Below are 20,150 nucleotides of genomic sequence, written 5' to 3' on the forward strand. Positions count from 1 at the left end.
AAATCCCTTTAAGTGTTGATATTAATGGCACTTAAAGGGATTTTTTCATTTTTACTAACATCAAGAGAGGAGAACCAAAGCCTGATTAAATTAAAAGATTTTAAAAATACCAGAAGAGGCGAATGTGAACACGCCATTTCAATAGCATTTGCACCAGAAAATAAACCCATTAAAACGCTCTCATAATTGTTGAGCTTTTTCATAAAAACACTTATGATATAAACGTATAAGACAATAATTAATTGTTCTACTTTTATACAATATACATAAAAAGGTGAATGGATATTATGAACAAATGGACAAAGACAGCAACGACACTTTTAGCCCTCGGTATGATCACTTCAACAGTTCCTGCCGATACGTTTGCGGGAACACAACAAGCACCGACACAACAAACTCAAGCGCAACATGAACATGACTACACGAAGCAATTAGGCGAACAAAATGTCATGAGTGTGGCGTGGTACCAAAATTCTGCAGAAGCGAAAGCGTTATATGCGCAAGGGTATAACAGCGCAAAAGAAGCGTTAAGCAAAAAAATTAAACACCATAAAGGCGGTAAAAAATTAGCGATTGTGCTAGATATCGATGAAACTGTACTTGATAACTCTCCCTACCAAGCCGCAAGTACTTTAAAGGGGCAATCTTTCCCAACAGGTTGGCATGAATGGGTGAAGAGTGCGCAAGCTAAACCCGTTTATGGTGCGAAAGACTTTTTAACATATGCAGATAAACATGATGTTGAAATTTTTTATGTGTCAGACCGTTCGCATGAAAAAGATTTAGATGCGACAATTAAAAATTTGAAAAAAGAAAAGCTACCTCAAGCTGATAAAAAACATGTGTTACTTAAAAAAGAAGGCGATAAGAGTAAGGAAGAACGTCGCGATAAAGTACGTACAGATTACAACTTAGTGATGCTATTTGGTGACAATTTACTTGATTTTGATGAGCCTAAATCAGCAACACCGAAATCTCGTGATGAATTAGTAAGACAACATGAAGATGAATTTGGTAGTAAATATATTATTTTCTCGAACCCAATGTATGGGAGTTGGGAAGCGACATTATACAACAATGATTACAGTATTGATGCCAAACAAAAATTAGAAAAACGTAAACAATCTCTGAAATATTTTGATATGAAAACGAATAAAGTTAAAACATACCAAGGGGAATAATCCCAAAAGTGGAGGCCCCGTTTTAAAGCCGTAAAACTACTAAAGTTGACGGCTTTTTTGTTTGAAAATACACGACATTTTACGTTTTTATTTTAAATCTGTATCGTATTATATTAAAATATGCTTTAACACTTAAAATCGTTAAATAAAGGAGAGGATAAGATGAAATTAGGTATTATTGGTGTTGGAAAAGTAGGAAGTCAAATTTTAACAGATGTGCAGTCTACCAACTTGTTTTCAAGTATTGTTGTCATTGATTCCAATGAAACGTTAGCGTATGGTGAAGTACTCGATCACCACCATACTCAAGGATTAAAAACGACGAACCATATTGAGATTATCCAAGGAACTTACGACGATTTAAAAGATGCGGATGTGGTGGTCGTTACCGCAAGTGTCCCTATGGACCCTGAAATTTCGGATCGTACGGCTTTAACGAAAGGGAATATTTCTTTAATTGAAGATATTATGAATCAAATTAATGCGGTGACGCAACAACCCCTCGTCATTTTCATTTCAAATCCTGTAGATGCGATGACTTATATTGCGACACAAGCGAATGATTATCCAAATGAAAAAATTATGGGGACAGGGACGTTACTTGAAAGTGCACGCTTTAGAACGTTGATTGCGGATCATTACGACATCGACCCTAAAAGTGTTGAGGCATTTGTTATCGGTGAACATGGTAAAAATGCGGTGCCTGTTTGGAGTAAAGTGACTATCTCAGGGATGTCATTAACAGAATTTGAAACATTGTCTCAAAAACCGGCCATTAATAAAGAAGCCATTACACAAAAAGTCGATAAAGTCGCTTTTGATGTTCTTAAAAATAAAGGATGGACGAATGCGGCGATTTCTAAAACGACGGTCGACTTAATCAAACGCTTAATGTTAAATGAAAAATCTATCTTACCACTCACTTCACTCAACGAAGAGAAAGCACTAGCTATCGGTTTACCGACGTTAACCAATCGCTCAGGGGTCGCACATGTTTTTGACATTGAACTAGATGCCGATGAACGTACCCATTTTGAACAAGCGGAAAAGTATATTAAAGCAACGATTGACGTGAAAAATCAATAATTGATAAGTGATTTTCTCCTATTGAACAACGAACATTGTGTGAGACTTTGTTCGTTGTTTTTTCATATCTCCAACGGTGGAGTTGATTTTTGAACTTTTTATAATCACATTCATTTTAAAATTGTTTACGCTTCAAAGTTCAAAATTTCTCAACAATGCTATGACAGTTATGTTAACACTTCTATTTTTGTTTGAACTACTATATATAGTGTTTTAAATTAACAATAGATACTATATATAGAATGGAGTGGTGAAATGAAACAACTTGAGGTTGCCTTACAAGGTCTCATCACAAAAGATCCAACGGTAGTGAATGAGAATGCGAATAAAGATAGCAACACGTTTTCAACAATGCGAGATTTAACCGCAGGGGTGGTTTCAAAGTCCTATGCGTTAGAACATTTATTACCTCAACGCGTGGCAGAAGCACATATAAATGGTGACATTCACTTTCATGATTTAGATTATCATCCGTTTCAACCGTTGACGAATTGTTGTCTCATTGATGCAGAGTCCATGCTTGCCCATGGGTTTGAAATTGGAAATGCGAATGTGACCTCCCCTAAATCGATTCAAACGGCGACGGCGCAACTTGTTCAAATTATTGCGAACGTGTCTAGCAGTCAATACGGGGGATGTACAGTAGACCGTGTTGACGAATTGTTGAGTACATATGCCCGTCATAATGAGGCACATCACCGTGCAGTTGCTGAACAATTTGTGAAAGCTAAGGCGCAAGAAGACTATATCGATCAACAAGTGACACAAGATATCCACGATGCGATTGAAAGTTTAGAATATGAAATTAACACATTATACACTTCAAATGGACAAACGCCATTTGTCACACTTGGTTTCGGACTCGGAACAGATGAATTGAGCCGAAAAATTCAAACGGCGATTTTAAAAACACGGATTAAAGGGCTCGGTAAAAATCGTATGACTGCCATTTTTCCAAAATTGGTCTTTTCGATTAAAAAAGGCGTTAATTTTAGTAAAGATGATCCAAATTATGATATTAAACAATTGGCGCTCGAATGTTCGACGAAACGCATGTATCCAGATATTCTAAATTATGATGCACTCGTAGACATTTTAGGGGATTTTAAAGCGCCGATGGGATGTCGTTCTTTCTTGCCGGCTTGGCGTGATGTAGAGGGGCATTTTGAAAACAATGGACGTTGTAATTTAGGTGTGGTCACGCTCAATCTGCCTCGAATCGCGATTGAATCTCAAGGGGACAAACACGCTTTTTGGCAATTGTTCCATGAACGTATGGACATTCTCCATGAAGCGCTCCTGTATCGGATAGAACGTGTGCTTCAAGCGACGCCTCAAAACGCCCCGATTTTATATAAAAGCGGCGCATTTAAATATAAACTCCAAGCGGAAGAAGCCGTTGCTAAACTGTTTAAACACCAACGGGCGACAGTGTCTATGGGATACATCGGTTTATATGAAGTTGCCACTGTATTTTATGGACCTAATTGGGAAACGAATGCTGAAGCCAAAGCGTTCACATTAGAGATATTAAAAGAAATGAAAGCGTATCAAGAGCAATGGACAGAAGAAACGGAGATTTGGTTTAGCATTTATAGTACACCGAGTGAATCATTGACGGATCGTTTTTGTCGTTTAGATTATGAAAAATTTGGGGCGATTCCAAACATTACAGATAAAGGGTATTATACTAATTCGTTTCATTATGACGTCCGTAAAGATGTGACGCCTTTTGAAAAGATTGATTTTGAAAAAGACTATGCGCATTTCGCGAATGGTGGATTTATTCATTATTGTGAGTATCCTAAATTAAATCATAATTTAAAGGCGCTTGAAGCGGTATGGGATTATGCTTATGACAAAGTCGGCTACTTAGGGACAAATATCCCGATAGACCGCTGTTATGAATGTGGATTTGAAGGGGATTTTGAAACGACGGCGCAAGGCTATACGTGTCCACATTGCGGGAATCATGATCCGAAAACGATTGATGTGGTGAAGCGGACGTGTGGCTATTTAGGAAATCCAGTTCAAAGACCGGTCATTGAAGGACGTCAAAAAGAAATTTGTGCGCGTGTGAAACATTTAAAGGAAACGGATCCTCATGAGTGCTCTTGATATTGTAGAAGGTCGCGGCTATATCGCTAAAATTGAACAACAGAGTTTTGTCGATGGCGAAGGGGTGCGCGTCAGTGTATACGTTTCAGGGTGTCCCTTTCAATGTGAGGGGTGTTATAACGTGGCCGCGCAAAAATTTACTTACGGGGAGCCGTTCACGGATGAGGTCCTTTCTGAAATCTTAAAGGCATGTGAACCTGACTATATTGCGGGGTTAAGCATTTTAGGTGGGGAACCTTTTTGTAATGTTGATACCACATTAAAATTGGCAGAAGCCTTTCGTAAACGATTTGGTCCGCGCAAAACGTTGTGGGTCTGGACAGGATTTTTGTTTGAATATTTGGCGCGTGATACAGGTCTCCGCTATCAATTGTTATCTCTGATTGATGTACTGGTAGATGGTCCTTTTATTCAGCCTTTGTATCAACCGAATTTAGCCTACAAAGGTTCTTTGAATCAACGGGTCATTGATGTGCGCCAATCATTGGAAAGTGGTTTGCCGTTGAGTTACATTGAATAAAGTTCACAAGAAAATAAGTGCACCACCGATATGCTAAAGACCACCCGCTGTCACTCGGTGGAAAACCCGGAGGACAGTGGGTGTTTTTTATGGAATTCAGTTGTTTGACAAGCGGAATTGATTCCGAATAAAATAAAAGAGAGTTGATTCCGTTTATAGAAAAGAGGTTATTCAAAGTGGATTCAGGTATACAACAGACAGTGATGGATAAAAAGGGCAGTCAACGTGTCGTTGCCGTCATGATGATTGGCGCATTTATTGGGGTGCTCAATCAAACGTTGCTTGCGACCATTTTGCCTGAAATAATGCACGATTTTCAAATTTCAAGTAATACCGTCCAATGGCTTACGACTATTTTTATGTTAGTGAATGGGATTATGATTCCTGTCACGGCCTTTTTAATAGAACGTTTTACGTTACGACAATTATTTTTTACAGCAACCGGGTTTGTAGTAGTCGGTTCTTTTTTATGTTTTATTGGACCAAACTTTTCAATATTATTAGTCGGTAGAGCGGTTCAAGCGTTAGGCGCAGGCATGTTGATGCCACTCACACAAACGCTTCTTTTCATTATTTTCCCCCCAGAAAAACGTGGGTTAGCGATGGGCATGTTTGGGTTGGTCATTGGTTTTGCCCCAGCGATAGGGCCGACAGCGTCAGGGTGGTTTGTTAACTTTTTCGACTGGCGTTACTTATTCTTAATTGTGTTACTTATCGCAGTCGCTGATTTTATTTTCGGCTATGTCACACTTCAAAATATGACACAACTAACGCATCCGAACTTCGATGTCCTCTCGGTGATCGAAACGACGCTTGGATTTGGGGGATTGTTATATGGATTTAGTGTGGCAGGTCAACTTGGATGGACACACCCCGTCGTCTATGTGACGCTCATCCTTTCTATCGTGATTTTAATATTATTTGTGCTACGACAACTGCGTCTTGAAACACCTTTATTAGAATTTAGAGTGTTCAAATATCGTAATTTCACCATTTCTATGATGTTGATTATTTTAATGTTTATGTTATTTATCGGCAGTATGACGATTTTACCGATATTTATGCAAAATACGCTTCACTGGTCGCCATTATTATCAGGTTTAATTCTTTTACCAGGGGGACTTGTCATGGGCTTGCTTTCTCCTGTAATGGGAAAAGTTTTTGATAAAATGGGCGGTCGCAGTTTGAGTATTTTAGGGATGAGTATTATTTTGATTGGCGCTTTATTGTTGGCTCAAATTCATGTGTCAACGCCGATACTCTACATCATCTTTAGTTTTTCTGTCATGATGCTAGGAAACGCCATGATTATGACACCGATGACTACGGCAGCTCTCAATGCGTTACCGATGAAATATATTGCACATGGTACAGCGATGAATAATACGATGCGCCAAATTTCTGCGGCCATAGGTACAGGATTGCTTGTGACAGCGATGACCAGCCTCGCGCAAGGAACGTCTCGAAGCGGAACAGCAAGTGTGGTGTTTGGATTGAATATGACCTATTACATCGTGGCGCTCGTGGCGCTCATCGGTGTTGGACTTGCCTTTTTTGTAAAAAACGAGGTTCCAACAACGAAATAACTGTGAAACAACGTTTGAAAATAACGACGAGTGATACTACTAATATATGAGATGTAATAAATAGTGGGAGGTTGTTGCAATGAGTGATGTTAAAGCGATTGATACACATGCGCACTTATGGAGTGAAGCTTATTTAGAAAAGCTAGGAGCGTTAGGAAGTCAAGGGACAGAGGTGGCCAAAGGGATTCATCAATCTGAAAGTGACGATGACTTAAACAAACGATTCAAAATGATGGATGATGCCGGGGTCGATTTACAAATTCTTTCAGCAACCCCGCAATCGCCACAATGGGGCACAAAAGAAGAAGCGCATCAAAGCGCCAATGAGATTAATACATTATACGAAGCATTAGTGGAAAAACATCCTGACCGTTTTTTAGCCTACGGGGCAGTCTCACTTCCTTACGTGGATCAAGCGATTGAAGAAGCAAAAGCCTTATTGAAAAAAGACGCTTTTGTAGGGATTGCGATTCCAACGCTTGTGAAAGATAAAGTGTCCATTGCTGACCATCAATTTGAAGACTTTTTCAAAGCCATGAATGCGCTACACGCAACATTGTACATTCATCCGACCGGTTGTGGTGCGCAAAGTCCATTAATCAATGACTACGGTCTAGAGTGGGTCATTGGTGCACCGTTAGAATCCACATTTATCACATTACATTTAATAAAAAATGAAATTCCTCAAAAATATCCAAACATTCAATTTCACATTTCTCATCTAGGAGGCGCACTCCCATTTTTCATGACCCGTATTAAAGACAATTATGAAGATTGGCATGCGTTTAATGCCGATCCATATGAACTTTTAAATCGTCAATTTTGGTTCGATACCGCGAACTTCCAAGGATCTTCGTTAGTGAATGCGATTGAAACGTTCGGAGAAGACAAATTTATGATGGGCTCTGACTTCCCATATTTCCAAGATGAAAAATATACACGTGGGGTACAGTACATTAAAGAGAGCGGATTAGATATGGAAGCGGTTGAAGGTGTACTGAGAGGTAACGCTATTCAATTTTATAACTTTAACCATTAAATATAGACAGCGGAGGGTTATTTCAGAAGGGAGAAACTGAAATAACCCTCGCGCTGTTTTTTATTTATAAATAAAGGAGTGTAGTGAAATACATTTTTTCATTGGTCCATCATTCTGCCATCTGTTGTTGCCTTTAGTGACCTTTGTAAATATTGTGCGCTAGTTCTTTTTTATCATAAGCATTGAAATATGTGAGGACATTGCCCAGCTTGTCATAGCCTCTGATTTCATCGCCTACTAGCTGATAATAAGCGGGTGTCACTTCAAGTAACTCATCGAACACTCTCTCTTTCTTTTGTTCTTCAGACTCAGCGACTTGAACTTCTTTAGTGACTAATTTACTTAAAATGTTCCCATTCAATGGGTTTACAACTGTAAAATGAAGTTTTTCTCCATTATTTAAGCGATAACCTGCTTCAGATGCATTGAATGAAAATTCTCCTCTATTATTCACTTGTAAGTCTGGGAATTCATTACCTTCACCGAGACTTGAAGTGACGTTCACGACTGCATTCGCAAACTTAGTTTTACCTTTGATAATTCTAGTGCCTTGACCGCCTTCTACAGGTTTGTCGATTCCGCGATCACTTTCATAAACAAACCCATGTATATTTTCAACTTCTAAATCATCTGCATCATTGTTCAAAGTAACTACTTTTTTCACATCATCAGGACGATACGTTGTTGTTGCAGATGCGACAGTGTCAAAGTCGCTTACTTTAACATTGAAAATTAATGGATTTAACGCTTCTTCCTCATCATCAGGTTTAAATGTAAGTGAGACTAAATCCTCTTTTTTAAGATGATAATTTTCAAAAGGTTTACGTTTAAGGTCAAACTCAAAGTAGCCTTTGTCATCAATATGTTTCCAAATACCTTCATTACGTGATTTCGCTTTTTCTAATGGTGTATTTTTGTCAAAATCGTCAAAACCTAGATCAACAAACTTATTGTTGATGGCAAGTGCTACGCGGCCTTTCACGGATGTATGGCCTTTAATAATGCCAGAATCTTGAATAATAGGTTCTACTAACACTTGGTGATGACCATTCTTTTTCTCTAATTGTTGCGTAGGGATTTCGTATGCCTTGTCGTAACGGCCCGTAGTTGTAGTATCAGTAGCCTCTGCAATCTCTTCTTCCATCATTTCATCTTCTGAACCCTCATCCTCAAGTTCAAAATTTAAGTTTGATGATGAAACATCCACTTTTTGGTTATAAACAATTTTTCGGTCTTTTAAATCAAATTCAAAATCTCCAGATTCACTTGCCGTTGTAAATCCATCATTCTCACCTTCAACAGAGCCTACGCTTTTCCCGTCCAAAGTGAGTGAAACAATTTGATTAGGCACCGTTTTACCTGTGATTTTTGTGTCTCCAGGCTGAACTTGATTTAATCTAACAAAGTTCTCCTGTGTGTCTGCTTTTGTCTCTTTTTGTTTTGGATCAACTTGTTCAAGGGAGTGAACAGTTGGATTCACTTGTGTTTCAGTATTAAGCTGAGGTTTCGTTTCAACCTGCTTTTCTAAAACAGTTTGTTTTGCTGTTGGCTGATTAACCTCAGCTACATTTTCAGAAGCTTCCGCTTGGCCTTGTATTGTTATATACATTGCCGCGATGGCAACCGAAACTAAGCCGACTTTCATTTTACGTAGCTTAAAATTCTTTCTCATCATAAACTCCTAGATATTATTATTTATATTCCACATCGATACGATCAATATATTTAGTATCAACTACATCACCCATGCGTTCTTCTTCTAATTTTTTACTTAAGTCAAAAGTATAGTAATCATTTGCAAGGTCTCTGTCTTTCATTTTTATAACAATTTTTCCGGCATTATTACCATAGCTATATAAGCCATGTTTATCTATTAATTCTTTTCTTAACTTGAAGTCCAGTTCTTTAAGAGATACTTCTTCCTTTTTTATTTGATATTGCTGAAGGTCTTGAGTTGTTTTAAGGCCGTTTTTATTTCTTTCTATTGAAAAAGGTACTTTTTTAACGTAGTCAGTGTATTCTTGGCTATTTGGTTTTGTAATACCACCAATTGACTGATTATTGACTTGTCTGGAAGAGTCTTCTCTAACGACAAATACATCTACATTAGTTAGATCGCTATCGTTTTTAAATCTATCTTTATCTGAACCAGTTAACCTTACATCAATCGGTTGATGTATAGTTTCATCTAAGAATTCAACTTTATTATCAATTCTATGTCCAGAAAGATTGTGATGGTCGAAGCTTGATTTTTTATAGTAATTAATTAATTCTTGAGTAGACTTTGGTGTTAAGTAAACACCATCAGAATTAAAACCAGTAGCATCTACAGATTGAGCGTGTGTTGTCATAACACCTGTTGTTAAAATTCCTAATGCTAAGCTTGTTTTAGCGATTGTAGATAATTTCATTTTCATTGCTCCTCTTTTTCTATTTCCCAAAGTAATTGATTATTCGTGATTACGTAATACTAACAATCACCCTTATTATAAGCGTGAGGAGTTCTATTTATAATTAAATTCTGCTTAACTAAACATTAATGATTTTTAATTAAGTTATAAATAGTTAAAGTTTAGAGAGTAAATGCTATTAAAGGGATATCTTTTCCAAGGATTAAATATGAATGAGGGGAATATAGAAATAGTAATTCTGTTAAGAATTATGGGGAATCACATTGTAATAGCACTAAAAAAGTACCGAGGCCTCATTAGGTCATCGGTACGATTCTGTATTTTTATTTTTTTGAAAATATTATTGAAAATTTTTAATTAACCAATCATGAACATACTCCTAATTTCCAATAAGGTAGTTTGTTTTAAAATATAATAATAGAATGTTTCATTTGCACTATAAAAAATTATCATTTTTGAAGGAAGTTAAAAAGAAATTTATGATAACTTCACTAGTAAAGATGAATAAAAATAACTAAAAGAGCTATTATCTTCATCTCAAAATATAGTATAATTTCAAGGTACATTCCCATGTGATTTTGCGAGAAAATGTGTTAAATTACGTCTATAATGTTATTGAGCAAAAATAGAAAGGTATGAAAAAGGTGAGAGACACATATTGGAATAAGTCCAATCATTTAAGCCGTTCATTGAAGATGTCTAGTGCTACTTTGATTATCATCACGGGTATATTGGGAAATCAATTTACGCCAATCGCGCATGCTGAACAAGTGACACAAATCGAGCGTCCGACATCTCTAGAAGCATATATACAAAAAAGCCAAGCGGACATTCAAAAGTTAAAAACACTCTCGGCTCAACAAAAAGCACAGTTGAATACAGACATTCATCAAGCACAAAGTATTGATGAAATAGACCGTTTATTAAAAGAGGCTCATGTTGATTTTTCATCAAGAGAAGAGGGAAATCAAGCATCTTCTTTACGTCAATCTCCTTCAGAAATGAATCAAAAATTAGAAGAACTGCGTAGCAATCACGAACAAATCAATCAAAATATAGACCGTTTTTTTACTGAAGTTGATTCTTCTACTCATAAAGTTGATGGGGGTAAACTATCTGACGTAAATTTAAATGATGACGCGACATTATCTGCCCGTCATTTAGCAGAGACATTGAATCAAAAAGAGCCCGATACCAGTAATTTGAAAAAGAATCTTCACCAGTTGTTATCTGTTTCTGATGAAAATCAAGGTGCTTTAGACCATTACGTCGCAACGAAAGAGGAGGGCTTAAAGGCTTTTGAATCTAAACTTGCGACTGAACCGAATTTATCAGAGGAACGTAAGGCACTCTTAAATAAAGAGATTCAGTCTATCCAACGTGAGTTAAATGAACAAAATGATGTTGTGCGTCAACGCTTAAATACGGTGGATAATAAACCAGAAGCGGTACGTGCGTTGATTGGAGAGACGCTAAACGACAAAGAAGCGGCTAATGTATTAAAACGGATACAAACAGATGGCAAATCGAATGCGCAAATTGCGAATCAAATTGTGAGTCAATTAGACCGTTTCACAACGTTAACGAGTGATGATTTACTACGTTCAATGTTAGAAAATACGACGCAACGTAAAGATTTAATTGAAACCTTATTGTCTACGCGTTTTGATAGCACAGAAGCATCGAAAATAGCAGATGACATTTTAAAAGGTAATCCGACGAATGCGCAAATCTTGGAACGTCTGAAACAGCGTTACGGCCCTGATATGACAGCGGATGATATTTTAGAAAATGTGTTTGACCAAGCGCATAATCAACGCCAAGCTTTAGAAACTATCTTAAAGTCTAAATTCAGTCCTGACGTAGCCCATGCCCTTGCTGAGCGACTTGAAAATAAAGCAAACGCACGTGGAGAACTTCTCAAATTGTTAAAATCAGATGCGGATACGCATTTTAATCAGCTTATCAAAGCGAATAATGATATCCAACGGTTAAAGTCTAAAATACATGGGATGTTTAATCCTTTAGACCGTATGCAAGATTTATTTAATCCTTCGCATAGTCGTCTTTTAGAGGGAGGGTTACTCAGAGGGCAGTCTAACCTCTTTAATCCATTAGGGTTATTAGACCAATTGTTAAATGGTAAAAGTCTATTAGATAATATTCCGGACCTGCCTAATCCGACACAAGGTCGCGCGTTATCTTTACTTAAACCGACAGATAGTTTCTTGAGTGGTCTGTTTGATCATAATGGCAATTTTGACTTACCGGCAGCAGGCCAAATCGCGAAACAACGCCTTCTTCCTTTAGGTATATTGATGATTGTTATCGGTGGCTTCCTCTTCTGGGGCCTCAAACGGCGTCATTCCCATAAGTCTTCATAAACAAAAATGCTCCATGTCATCACCTTAGAGTGATGGGCATGGAGCTTTTCTATTAATGTTTTCCTTGGATATAAGTTAGGTCTTTTGCTTCTTGTGCGTCAATCGTGCGGTAGGAGATAACGCCAAGGCCTTTGACATTGGATTCTGAAATAACGATAGAGCCGTCACGGTTTACTTTTTCAACGAATGCGACATGACCATAAACACTGTCTGCCCCTTGTTGACCGGCTTCAAATACAACGGCGCTATGTACTTTAGGAGTCATACTGATGTCGTAGCCATCATCTTCCGCACGGTTATCCCAGTTGCGTGCATCTCCTAAATCTCCTCCAATATGAAGGCCGTATTGTGCCATACGGTTGTAGACGTACCATGTACATTGACCATGTGGATATGGAGACGTACCGTCCGTTTCAACAAATGGTTTATAGTCTGAGCCTGCCTCTTCAGGAGTTGTAGTGTCATGTGTGAGGTCAGGCATCTGTTTTTTATCAAATCGTGTTAAATCATAATGTTTAATAATGCTGTTGAGCTTATCAGCATAATGTGAGTCCGTCGCATAAGTTGTTGAGAGATGTTCTGTTGCTGAACGATAACTTGCGGCTTCACTTTTCCATGTAGGCTTGTAGATGTCAGGGTTGCCATCAATGCCGTTTTTCATTAAGTCCGCATAGTCTTCTAAAGACGCTTTTTGGTTTGGATAACTGCGAAATGATGCTGAAATTTGATACATCTGACCGCCATTGTCTTCTAGTGTATTGAACGTTGCGGATTGCCCTTTATAGGCGCCTTTAATGCCAAATAAATTATAATGAGGCGCTCGAGCTAATGCACTATTTCCGGAATCCGATTCTAAAATTGCTTGTGCCATCATGACAGAAGCATAAATGTCCTCTTTTTGTCCGATATCATGCGCATCTTTTGCGATTTTTTTTATGAAATCACGTGTACTTTTATTTTCCGCAATCACAAAGTCTTGAGAATCGTCAGAGCCAGAGAATCCTGGTAATGTTTCGAATGTAGCTGTCGATCTCAAGTTCGCATCTTTAAAATCATCTTCAAAAGATTGTTTAGGCGCTTCACGTTTTTGATACGCTTCTTTTGAAGGGAGTTGAGGATTTTTTGTTTGTGTATTGCTCTGATCTTTTGATGTCTCAGTTATTTGATTTTTTTGGTTTTCATAGTGAGACGCTGTATCTTTTGATTTTTCACTGTATTCATCTAATACCGCATCAATCACATGGTCGTCTGAACTTGAGGCGGACGCATCTTCATCTGAAGAGGGTTGTGATGTCTCTGTTTCAGTTGAAGGTGTTTCGTTTGAAGACACATCTGTGTCAGCATTTGTCTTAGGTGTTTCTGATGTTTCCTCTGTAGCGTCCTGTGTTGTGGACGGTTCCGTCGTTTCCTCAGTAGAAGACGGTTCTTGAGAGGTATGGTTCTGTTCGTCTGACGTTTGAGATGGTACCGTAGAGTCACTGATACGATCTAGTTCATCGGCAATAGCTTTGTCGCTTTCAGAAAGGTGACTGTTATCACGTGATGGTGTGGATTCAGTCGCCGGTTTTTCTGGTGAGGGTTCGTCCTGTGTTGTTGGTGCCGACTGCGCTTCATCAGTTGACTTTGTGTTGTCTGTTGTTGGTGCTTCCGATGATGGTGTTTCAGTAGACGGTTGCTCCGACTCTGTCGCTTGATGATTTGAAGAGAACCACGTGTGCCACATATTTGAAAGACTCAAAGATTTGAGAGGCGAAGGATTAATGAAATCATAGTCATTTGAAAAATGGTCGTTCAAATAAGATGAAGTGCGGTCTGAATCCTCATCACGTTGTTCTTTTTGTGTTGCACGTGGCGTATCTTTTGTTTTAGATGATTTTGTATTTTCTTCTTTCTTATTTGAAGAGGAAGATTTTTCGGTTTGTGTTTCTTCATTAGATGATGCAGTTTCATCAGAGGGTGTTTCTTCTGATTTTGATTTGTCATCGAGGGATGATGATTCATCAGAAGAGATTTCTTCTGATTGGGGTGTTTCAGATATATGTTTAGCGGTTTCTGCATGGACGTGAGAAACGGGGAGTGACGGTATTACTAAAGTACTCGACAGCATGCAAATCAGCAATTTCTGTTTCTTCATGAACTTACCTCTTTCTAAAAATTTTAGTCTTACTCTATACAAATGACAATACAGCTTGTTAAAATGATAATGATTATAACAAAAGTTGACGGTCATCAACGTTATTGTTGGTATGTACTTATTGAACTCATTATAACAATTTATTTGAAAGAAACAAACTGCCATTTGAATTAAATGTATGAGAAATATAAAATATGCTTGAGGTGCAAAATGAAAAACGCAATTAAATTATTTTTAATGGATTTGAAAAAGATTATGAAAGCACCCGCTGTATTTGTCATCCTTGCAGGCCTCTCTTTACTCCCTTCTTTTTATGCGTGGTTCAACTTAGATGCCACTTGGGACCCTTATGGGAATACGAAAAATATAAAAATTGCCGTCGTCAATGAAGACGAAGGGGACAAGGTGAGAGGCAAGCATATTAATGTCGGTAATACAGTGGTGGATCAATTGAAAAAGGATGACCACTTTGACTGGGAATTTGTCAGTCGAGAGAAAGCAGATCATGATTTAAAAATGGGGAAATATTATGCGGCGATGTACATACCCAAACCGTTTACCCATGAGATTACAGGCACGCTTCGTAAAAAGCCACAACGCGCCAATATCGAGTATAAGGTCAATCAAAAACTGAATGCGATTGCGCCGAAAATGACAGATGCGGGTACGAGTGCGATTGTGCAAAAAGCGAATGATAAGTTCAACGAAACGGTGACCAAAGCATTGTTAAAAGAGGCCAATCGTCTCGGCGTTAAACTTGAAAATGAAATTCCAACAATTAATAAAATTAAAGATGCAGTTTCTACAGCCAATCATGCCGTACCGAAAATCAACGAAATTGCGAAAAAGGTTTTATATTTAGACAGTCATCAAGATGAGATTGATCAATACGCAAATGAGTTTAGAAATTTGGGTCGTCATAAAGGAGACGTCTTAAATGCTGTAGATAAGCTTAATCAAGTAAACGCGGCGGTGCCTGCCTTAAATGAGCGTGCGAAGTTGATTTTAGCGTTAGATGCGTATATGCCAAATATTAAACGTGCGTTAAATGTAGCATCGAATGATGTCCCGAACGCATTCCCTAGAATCAATCGCGGGGTGGATGTGGCGAGTCAAGGCGTCGATGCAGGATTACAAGGGTTGAATGATGCTGAAAGTTATTTGAATGCCATTGACCAACGTTTACAACGCATACAAGGGAATGTTCAAAATGCTCAAAATACAAATCAAAACGTGACAAATCGTTTGGAAAATAATGTTCAAACCGCACCACAGAGTGCTTCAGCACATCAACACATCCAAACGGCACAAATGAGTACAAGTAGTAGTGACGCGCCAAGCGGGTCACCGTATGATGCGAATGATATCAATGCGATGGAATCAGCGTTATCTAAAGCGCTGTTAACGATGTCTCAGCAAGCAGACACACAAGCTGAGAGCAGTCAAAAAGATATTTCAGCATTAAAAAATGTGCTTTACGGGGTGCTCTCATCTGATCAACCGAAAGATTTTGTTCCAACGCTTGATCATTTAAAATCACGTTTAGAAGTCACAAGCCAAACGAATCAACAACTCATCGATACGATGAAAGAGCTTGAAAATAAAGAAGGGATTGACCTTTCAGCGCCGATTAAAGAGCTAGAGTCTACGAACAATCAAGTGAACAATGTCATCAAAAATTTGAATCAGCTCAGCACTTCATTGTCGAATGGTAGTACAGGTAAAGCAGAAGCCGTGGATATTTTGAAAGCATTGCCAGACTTAAATGACACGCTAGGACAATTACGTCAATACATTCAATCTGATTTAAATCAAATCTTAGTGGATGTTTCAAAAACAATTACAGCGGCCTTAGCTGATGGCAATCAGAAGTTATCGACGGTTCAATCTAAATTAGATACGATTCATCAAGTGATTCAAGACGGACAGTCTCTACTTACCACAGTCAAAGATCGACTCAACGTCATTCAAAGTGAATTACCATTAATTGAGCAACGTTACATGGATGCGATGGCAGTGGCTCAGCGCTACTATCCTACCCTTGAAAATAATGTATCGCGTGCAGCGTCATTTGTACGCAATGATTTGCCAAGATTAGAGCAACGCTTAGCCGATACGACAGCAACTGTGAATCAAAATGTGCCAGCCTTATTTAGTCGCTATGACCAATTAGTACAACTGTTAGATGAAAATCAACCCCAAGCGAAACAACAGTTACATCTACTGGCACAATTTATCCGTAATGATTTACCAAGTGTTGAACGTGACTTAGCGAAAGCGGATAAACTTTTCAAAGAAATTGACAAAAATGACACAGTAGATCGACTGGTTGATTTATTGAAAAATGATTTGAAAAAACAAGCGGATGTCATCGCCAATCCTATTAAAATCAACCAAGAAGATATTTTCCCAGTGAAAGATTACGGTTCAGCGAGTACGCCGTTCTATACAGCGCTTGCAGTATGGGTGGGGGCACTCTTAATGGTGAGCTTGTTAACGACAGATAATAAACATAAAGAGTTAGATTCAATTTTAACGAAACGTCAAATTTATCTCGGTAAGCTCGGCTTATTCTATTTAATAGGTACGATTCAAGCCCTAATTGTCTCCATCGGTGACATTGTCATTTTGAATGCGCAAGTTGAAAGTGTGCCATGGTTTATCGGCATCACGGTTTTATCATCATTTGTTTTCGTGACAATTGTGTACACACTTGTATCACTGTTAGGAAACCCAGGGAAAGCCTTGGCGATTATCTTACTTGTCTTACAAATTGCAGGAGGTGGCGGTACTTTCCCTATCGAAGTGACGCCAGAGTTCTTCCAAAAACTACATCCATTAATCCCGTTCTCCTATGCGATTGATGCATTAAGAGAAGCTGTGGGTGGCTATGTTCCTGCGATCTTGACACAAAAACTCGTCATATTGATAGCGTTCGGCTTAGCCTTTTTGATTATTGGTATCATATTAAAACCGATTACAGATCCAATTATGAGAAAAGTTGCTGAAAGAGCTGAAAAAAGTGAAGTTATGGAATAATGCAATAAACCCCGAAATAGGGACGTAAAGGTCTCTATTTCGGGGTTTTTCTATGTATCGTTCTTCTTATTTTAAGTGTGCTTTTCTCGCACTATCCATCAGTGCGACAATATTCGATTTTACGCTTTCCACACTTTGTAGATTGTCGGACGTGTAAGTCCAATTAATAATAATACTGATCAGCCCACCGGCTAAAAAGTGGGAGTAAATATTTAAATTAATATCTAATTGTTTTCCAGCGCGCATATCCGCGAGCGTTTGTTGATACACAGTTTGATACACTTGTTTGTAAATGATGGTCGTCACTTCGTCATGCAAATTATGTGAAATCACATGTTGAATAATCGCCTTATTTTCACAGACAAACGTCAATAAATTATCGATGTATTGCTCAAGACGCAAGCGATGGTTTTGCGCATGTTGTTCAGAGATTTGTGCTTGTTTAATATGTTCTAATGCAGTTTTTGTCGCAGACGCTAATAAATGGTATTTGTCGTTATAGTGTCGATAAAATGTTGAACGTTGAATGACCGCAACATCACACAAATCTTGGACAGTAATACGGTCGAATTCCTTCGTTTTTAACAAATCCGTGAAAGCCTGCATCAATGCTTTTTGTGTTTTGAGTACGCGCAAATCTTGTTTGTTCATAGTAGGACACTCCAATTATCGAACATTTATCAGAATATGTAGCTTATGAAACACATGAGTCAATGTGAAGCCCAACTCATTTTGATGAGAGGTTACAATAAGAGTAGAAAGTACTTTATGTTATCTATTATCGTATTTTTGAATAGAAAAGGGAAGTGTTAACGATGTACTATAGTAAAGGTAATTATGAAGCATTTGCACGACCTAAAAAACCTGAAAATGTAGAGAAAAAATCGGCCTATCTTGTCGGATCTGGTCTCGCTGCTCTTGCCGCGGCATGTTTCCTTATTAGAGATGGTCAGATGCAAGGGTCACAAATTCATATCTTAGAAGAATTACCTAAGCCTGGAGGCAGTTTAGACGGCGACCAACTCCCAATGAAAGGTTACGTTGTCCGTGGGGGTCGTGAAATGGAAAACTACTTCGAATGTTTATGGGATTTATTCCGTTCTATCCCTTCTTTAGAAGTTAAAGATGCCTCAGTACTGGATGAATTTTACTGGTTAAATAAAGAAGACCCGAACTATTCACGATGTCGTGTGATTGAAAAACAAGGTCACGAATTGCCCACAGATGGGGATTTTAAATTAACTTCAAAAGCGCAAAAAGAAATATTGAAATTATGTTTAACAAATGAAGAAGATTTAAATGATGTTAAAATTACAGATGTGTTTACACAAGACTTTTTCGATTCCAATTTCTGGACGTATTGGAAAACGATGTTCGCCTTTGAACCTTGGCATTCTGCGATGGAAATGCGTCGCTATTTAATGCGTTTCGTGCATCATATTGGAGGGTTATCAGATTTTAGCGCATTAAAATTTACGAAATACAATCAATTTGAATCGCTTGTCATGCCAATGGTGCATTATTTAAGAGATCACAACGTGCAATTTGAATACGATGTTGAAGTTGAAGATATTAAAGTCGATGTCACCACTTCTCAAAAAGTCGCACGTGAAATTGTGATGAAGCGGGACGGCAAGCGAGAGTCTATTTCTTTAACCCCTGACGATCTCGTTTTTGTCACTAATGGCAGTATTACGGAAAGTTCAACCTATGGGGATAATGATACGCCTGCACAGCCAACAGAAGAAATTGGTGGCAGTTGGCAATTATGGCAAAATTTAGCAAAACAAAGTCCAGAATTTGGTAATCCTGAAAAATTTTATCGTAATATTCCTAAGAAAAGTTGGTTTGTTTCAGCAACAGCGACAACAAGCAATAAAACCGTCATCCAAGCGATTGAAAAGCTCTGTAAACGGGACCCATTAGCAGGTAAAACGGTGACAGGCGGTATTATTACGGTGGATGACTCAAATTGGCAAATGAGTTTTACCGTCAATCGCCAACAACAATTTAAATCACAACCGAAAGACCAAGTAAGTACTTGGATTTATGCGTTATATTCCGATGTGAATGGGGACTATATTAAAAAACCAATCACGGAATGTAGTGGCCATGAAATCTGCCAAGAATGGCTGTACCATATGGGCGTGCCTGTGGATCAAATTGAACAACTCGCCAAAGAAGAAGTGAATACGATTCCTGTTTATATGCCATACATTACAGCTTATTTCATGCCACGCGCACAAGGCGACCGACCACTTGTGGTGCCGCATCAATCACGCAACTTAGCGTTTATCGGTAACTTTGCTGAAACTGAACGTGATACGGTATTTACGACAGAATATTCTGTGCGAACAGCGATGGAGGCCGTTTATCAATTATTAAATATCGATCGAGGCGTTCCAGAAACGATTGGTACAGAATTTGACGTACGAGAACTCATGAATGCGATGTATCATTTGAATGACCGTCAATCACTCGATGAAGTGATGCAAGACAGCAAAGTGCAACGGACGCTACTCAAAGGGGTAAAACGCAAAATTAAAGGCACTTATGTCGAAACATTGCTTAAAGACTATCACTTGCTTTAAAACACAATAGAAAACACGAAAAGACACGTGGCATCGCGCTTGGCGACGTCACGTGTCTTTT

At 38.3% G+C, this 20,150-nt stretch carries 14 protein-coding genes; 10 read left to right on the plus strand and 4 right to left on the minus strand.

Annotated elements, in window-relative coordinates:
- Nucleotides 1-24: 24 nt before the first annotated feature.
- The 7 genes from PYW36_RS00345 (at nucleotide 25) to PYW36_RS00375 (ending at nucleotide 7,530) form a co-directional block, all read left to right on the plus strand.
- The gene (locus PYW36_RS00345; RefSeq protein ID WP_157946070.1) at nucleotides 25-186 is read left to right on the plus strand and encodes a hypothetical protein; all 162 of its coding nucleotides are present in this window, start codon (nucleotides 25-27) and stop codon (nucleotides 184-186) included.
- Between the two features lie 101 nt (nucleotides 187-287).
- Nucleotides 288-1,181, plus strand: a complete 894-nt coding sequence (locus PYW36_RS00350) for a 5'-nucleotidase, lipoprotein e(P4) family (RefSeq protein WP_103159416.1) — start codon at nucleotides 288-290, stop codon at nucleotides 1,179-1,181.
- A 162-nt stretch (nucleotides 1,182-1,343) separates the two neighbouring features.
- Nucleotides 1,344-2,267: a lactate/malate family dehydrogenase gene (locus tag PYW36_RS00355; protein WP_103159417.1), complete on the plus strand. Its 924-nt coding sequence runs from the start codon at nucleotides 1,344-1,346 to the stop codon at nucleotides 2,265-2,267.
- Between the two features lie 255 nt (nucleotides 2,268-2,522).
- A complete protein-coding gene (nrdD, locus tag PYW36_RS00360) occupies nucleotides 2,523-4,385 on the plus strand; it encodes an anaerobic ribonucleoside-triphosphate reductase (protein ID WP_103159030.1) in 1,863 nt (620 codons plus the stop codon).
- The gene (gene nrdG / locus PYW36_RS00365) at nucleotides 4,372-4,905 is read left to right on the plus strand and encodes an anaerobic ribonucleoside-triphosphate reductase activating protein (protein WP_103159029.1); all 534 of its coding nucleotides are present in this window, start codon (nucleotides 4,372-4,374) and stop codon (nucleotides 4,903-4,905) included. The genes nrdD and nrdG overlap by 14 nt, the downstream gene beginning before the upstream one ends.
- 203 nt (nucleotides 4,906-5,108) lie before the next feature.
- A complete protein-coding gene (locus tag PYW36_RS00370) occupies nucleotides 5,109-6,491 on the plus strand; it encodes an MDR family MFS transporter (protein ID WP_169301502.1) in 1,383 nt (460 codons plus the stop codon).
- Nucleotides 6,492-6,570: 79 nt separating this feature from the next.
- Nucleotides 6,571-7,530 carry an amidohydrolase family protein gene (locus tag PYW36_RS00375; RefSeq protein ID WP_037576378.1) on the plus strand — a complete coding sequence of 320 codons (960 nt, stop codon included), beginning with the start codon at nucleotides 6,571-6,573 and terminating at the stop codon, nucleotides 7,528-7,530.
- 133 nt (nucleotides 7,531-7,663) lie between these two features.
- On the opposite strand, the gene PYW36_RS00380 is transcribed toward PYW36_RS00375, so the two are convergent.
- Nucleotides 7,664-9,202, minus strand: a complete 1,539-nt coding sequence (locus PYW36_RS00380) for a YSIRK-type signal peptide-containing protein (protein ID WP_103159028.1) — start codon at nucleotides 9,200-9,202, stop codon at nucleotides 7,664-7,666.
- 19 nt (nucleotides 9,203-9,221) lie between these two features.
- Nucleotides 9,222-9,941: an exotoxin beta-grasp domain-containing protein gene (locus tag PYW36_RS00385; protein WP_037576372.1), complete on the minus strand. Its 720-nt coding sequence runs from the start codon at nucleotides 9,939-9,941 to the stop codon at nucleotides 9,222-9,224.
- A gap of 635 nt (nucleotides 9,942-10,576) precedes the next feature.
- On the opposite strand from PYW36_RS00385, the gene PYW36_RS00390 reads away from it, so the two are divergent.
- Nucleotides 10,577-12,325, plus strand: coding sequence for a hypothetical protein (locus PYW36_RS00390; RefSeq protein ID WP_133171322.1), 1,749 nt, complete (start codon nucleotides 10,577-10,579; stop codon nucleotides 12,323-12,325).
- A 52-nt stretch (nucleotides 12,326-12,377) separates the two neighbouring features.
- Here PYW36_RS00390 and PYW36_RS00395 read toward each other — a convergent pair whose 3' ends face one another.
- On the minus strand, nucleotides 12,378-14,459 hold the full coding sequence (locus tag PYW36_RS00395; protein WP_103159610.1) for an amidase domain-containing protein: 2,082 nt from the start codon (nucleotides 14,457-14,459) through the stop codon (nucleotides 12,378-12,380).
- Nucleotides 14,460-14,669: 210 nt separating this feature from the next.
- Between PYW36_RS00395 and PYW36_RS00400 the strand changes: the two genes are divergently transcribed.
- Complete coding sequence (locus PYW36_RS00400; protein ID WP_103159609.1) at nucleotides 14,670-17,498, plus strand: YhgE/Pip domain-containing protein; 2,829 nt, start codon at nucleotides 14,670-14,672, stop codon at nucleotides 17,496-17,498.
- 66 nt (nucleotides 17,499-17,564) lie between these two features.
- On the opposite strand, the gene PYW36_RS00405 is transcribed toward PYW36_RS00400, so the two are convergent.
- Nucleotides 17,565-18,149 carry a TetR/AcrR family transcriptional regulator gene (locus PYW36_RS00405; protein WP_103159608.1) on the minus strand — a complete coding sequence of 195 codons (585 nt, stop codon included), beginning with the start codon at nucleotides 18,147-18,149 and terminating at the stop codon, nucleotides 17,565-17,567.
- A 164-nt stretch (nucleotides 18,150-18,313) separates the two neighbouring features.
- On the opposite strand from PYW36_RS00405, the gene PYW36_RS00410 reads away from it, so the two are divergent.
- Entirely contained in the window at nucleotides 18,314-20,089 is a 1,776-nt protein-coding gene (locus PYW36_RS00410; protein ID WP_103159607.1) for an oleate hydratase, read from the plus strand.
- Nucleotides 20,090-20,150 lie beyond the last annotated feature (61 nt).

Origin of the sequence: Staphylococcus chromogenes, from assembly GCF_029024625.1 — a bacterium.
Lineage (GTDB): Bacteria > Bacillota > Bacilli > Staphylococcales > Staphylococcaceae > Staphylococcus > Staphylococcus chromogenes.

What these genes read in the sequence shown, in the direction of transcription:
- PYW36_RS00405 (WP_103159608.1), bottom strand. Translation starts at nt 18,149, where the DNA reads ATGAACAAACAAGATTTGCGCGTACTCAAAACACAAAAAGCATTGATG.
- PYW36_RS00400 (WP_103159609.1), top strand. Translation starts at nt 14,670, where the DNA reads ATGAAAAACGCAATTAAATTATTTTTAATGGATTTGAAAAAGATTATG.
- PYW36_RS00370 (WP_169301502.1), top strand. Translation starts at nt 5,109, where the DNA reads ATGGATAAAAAGGGCAGTCAACGTGTCGTTGCCGTCATGATGATTGGC.
- PYW36_RS00380 (WP_103159028.1), bottom strand. Translation starts at nt 9,202, where the DNA reads ATGAGAAAGAATTTTAAGCTACGTAAAATGAAAGTCGGCTTAGTTTCG.
- PYW36_RS00390 (WP_133171322.1), top strand. Translation starts at nt 10,577, where the DNA reads ATGAAAAAGGTGAGAGACACATATTGGAATAAGTCCAATCATTTAAGC.
- PYW36_RS00355 (WP_103159417.1), top strand. Translation starts at nt 1,344, where the DNA reads ATGAAATTAGGTATTATTGGTGTTGGAAAAGTAGGAAGTCAAATTTTA.
- nrdG (WP_103159029.1), top strand. Translation starts at nt 4,372, where the DNA reads ATGAGTGCTCTTGATATTGTAGAAGGTCGCGGCTATATCGCTAAAATT.
- PYW36_RS00375 (WP_037576378.1), top strand. Translation starts at nt 6,571, where the DNA reads ATGAGTGATGTTAAAGCGATTGATACACATGCGCACTTATGGAGTGAA.
- PYW36_RS00395 (WP_103159610.1), bottom strand. Translation starts at nt 14,459, where the DNA reads ATGAAGAAACAGAAATTGCTGATTTGCATGCTGTCGAGTACTTTAGTA.
- nrdD (WP_103159030.1), top strand. Translation starts at nt 2,523, where the DNA reads ATGAAACAACTTGAGGTTGCCTTACAAGGTCTCATCACAAAAGATCCA.
- PYW36_RS00350 (WP_103159416.1), top strand. Translation starts at nt 288, where the DNA reads ATGAACAAATGGACAAAGACAGCAACGACACTTTTAGCCCTCGGTATG.
- PYW36_RS00345 (WP_157946070.1), top strand. Translation starts at nt 25, where the DNA reads ATGGCACTTAAAGGGATTTTTTCATTTTTACTAACATCAAGAGAGGAG.
- PYW36_RS00385 (WP_037576372.1), bottom strand. Translation starts at nt 9,941, where the DNA reads ATGAAATTATCTACAATCGCTAAAACAAGCTTAGCATTAGGAATTTTA.
- PYW36_RS00410 (WP_103159607.1), top strand. Translation starts at nt 18,314, where the DNA reads ATGTACTATAGTAAAGGTAATTATGAAGCATTTGCACGACCTAAAAAA.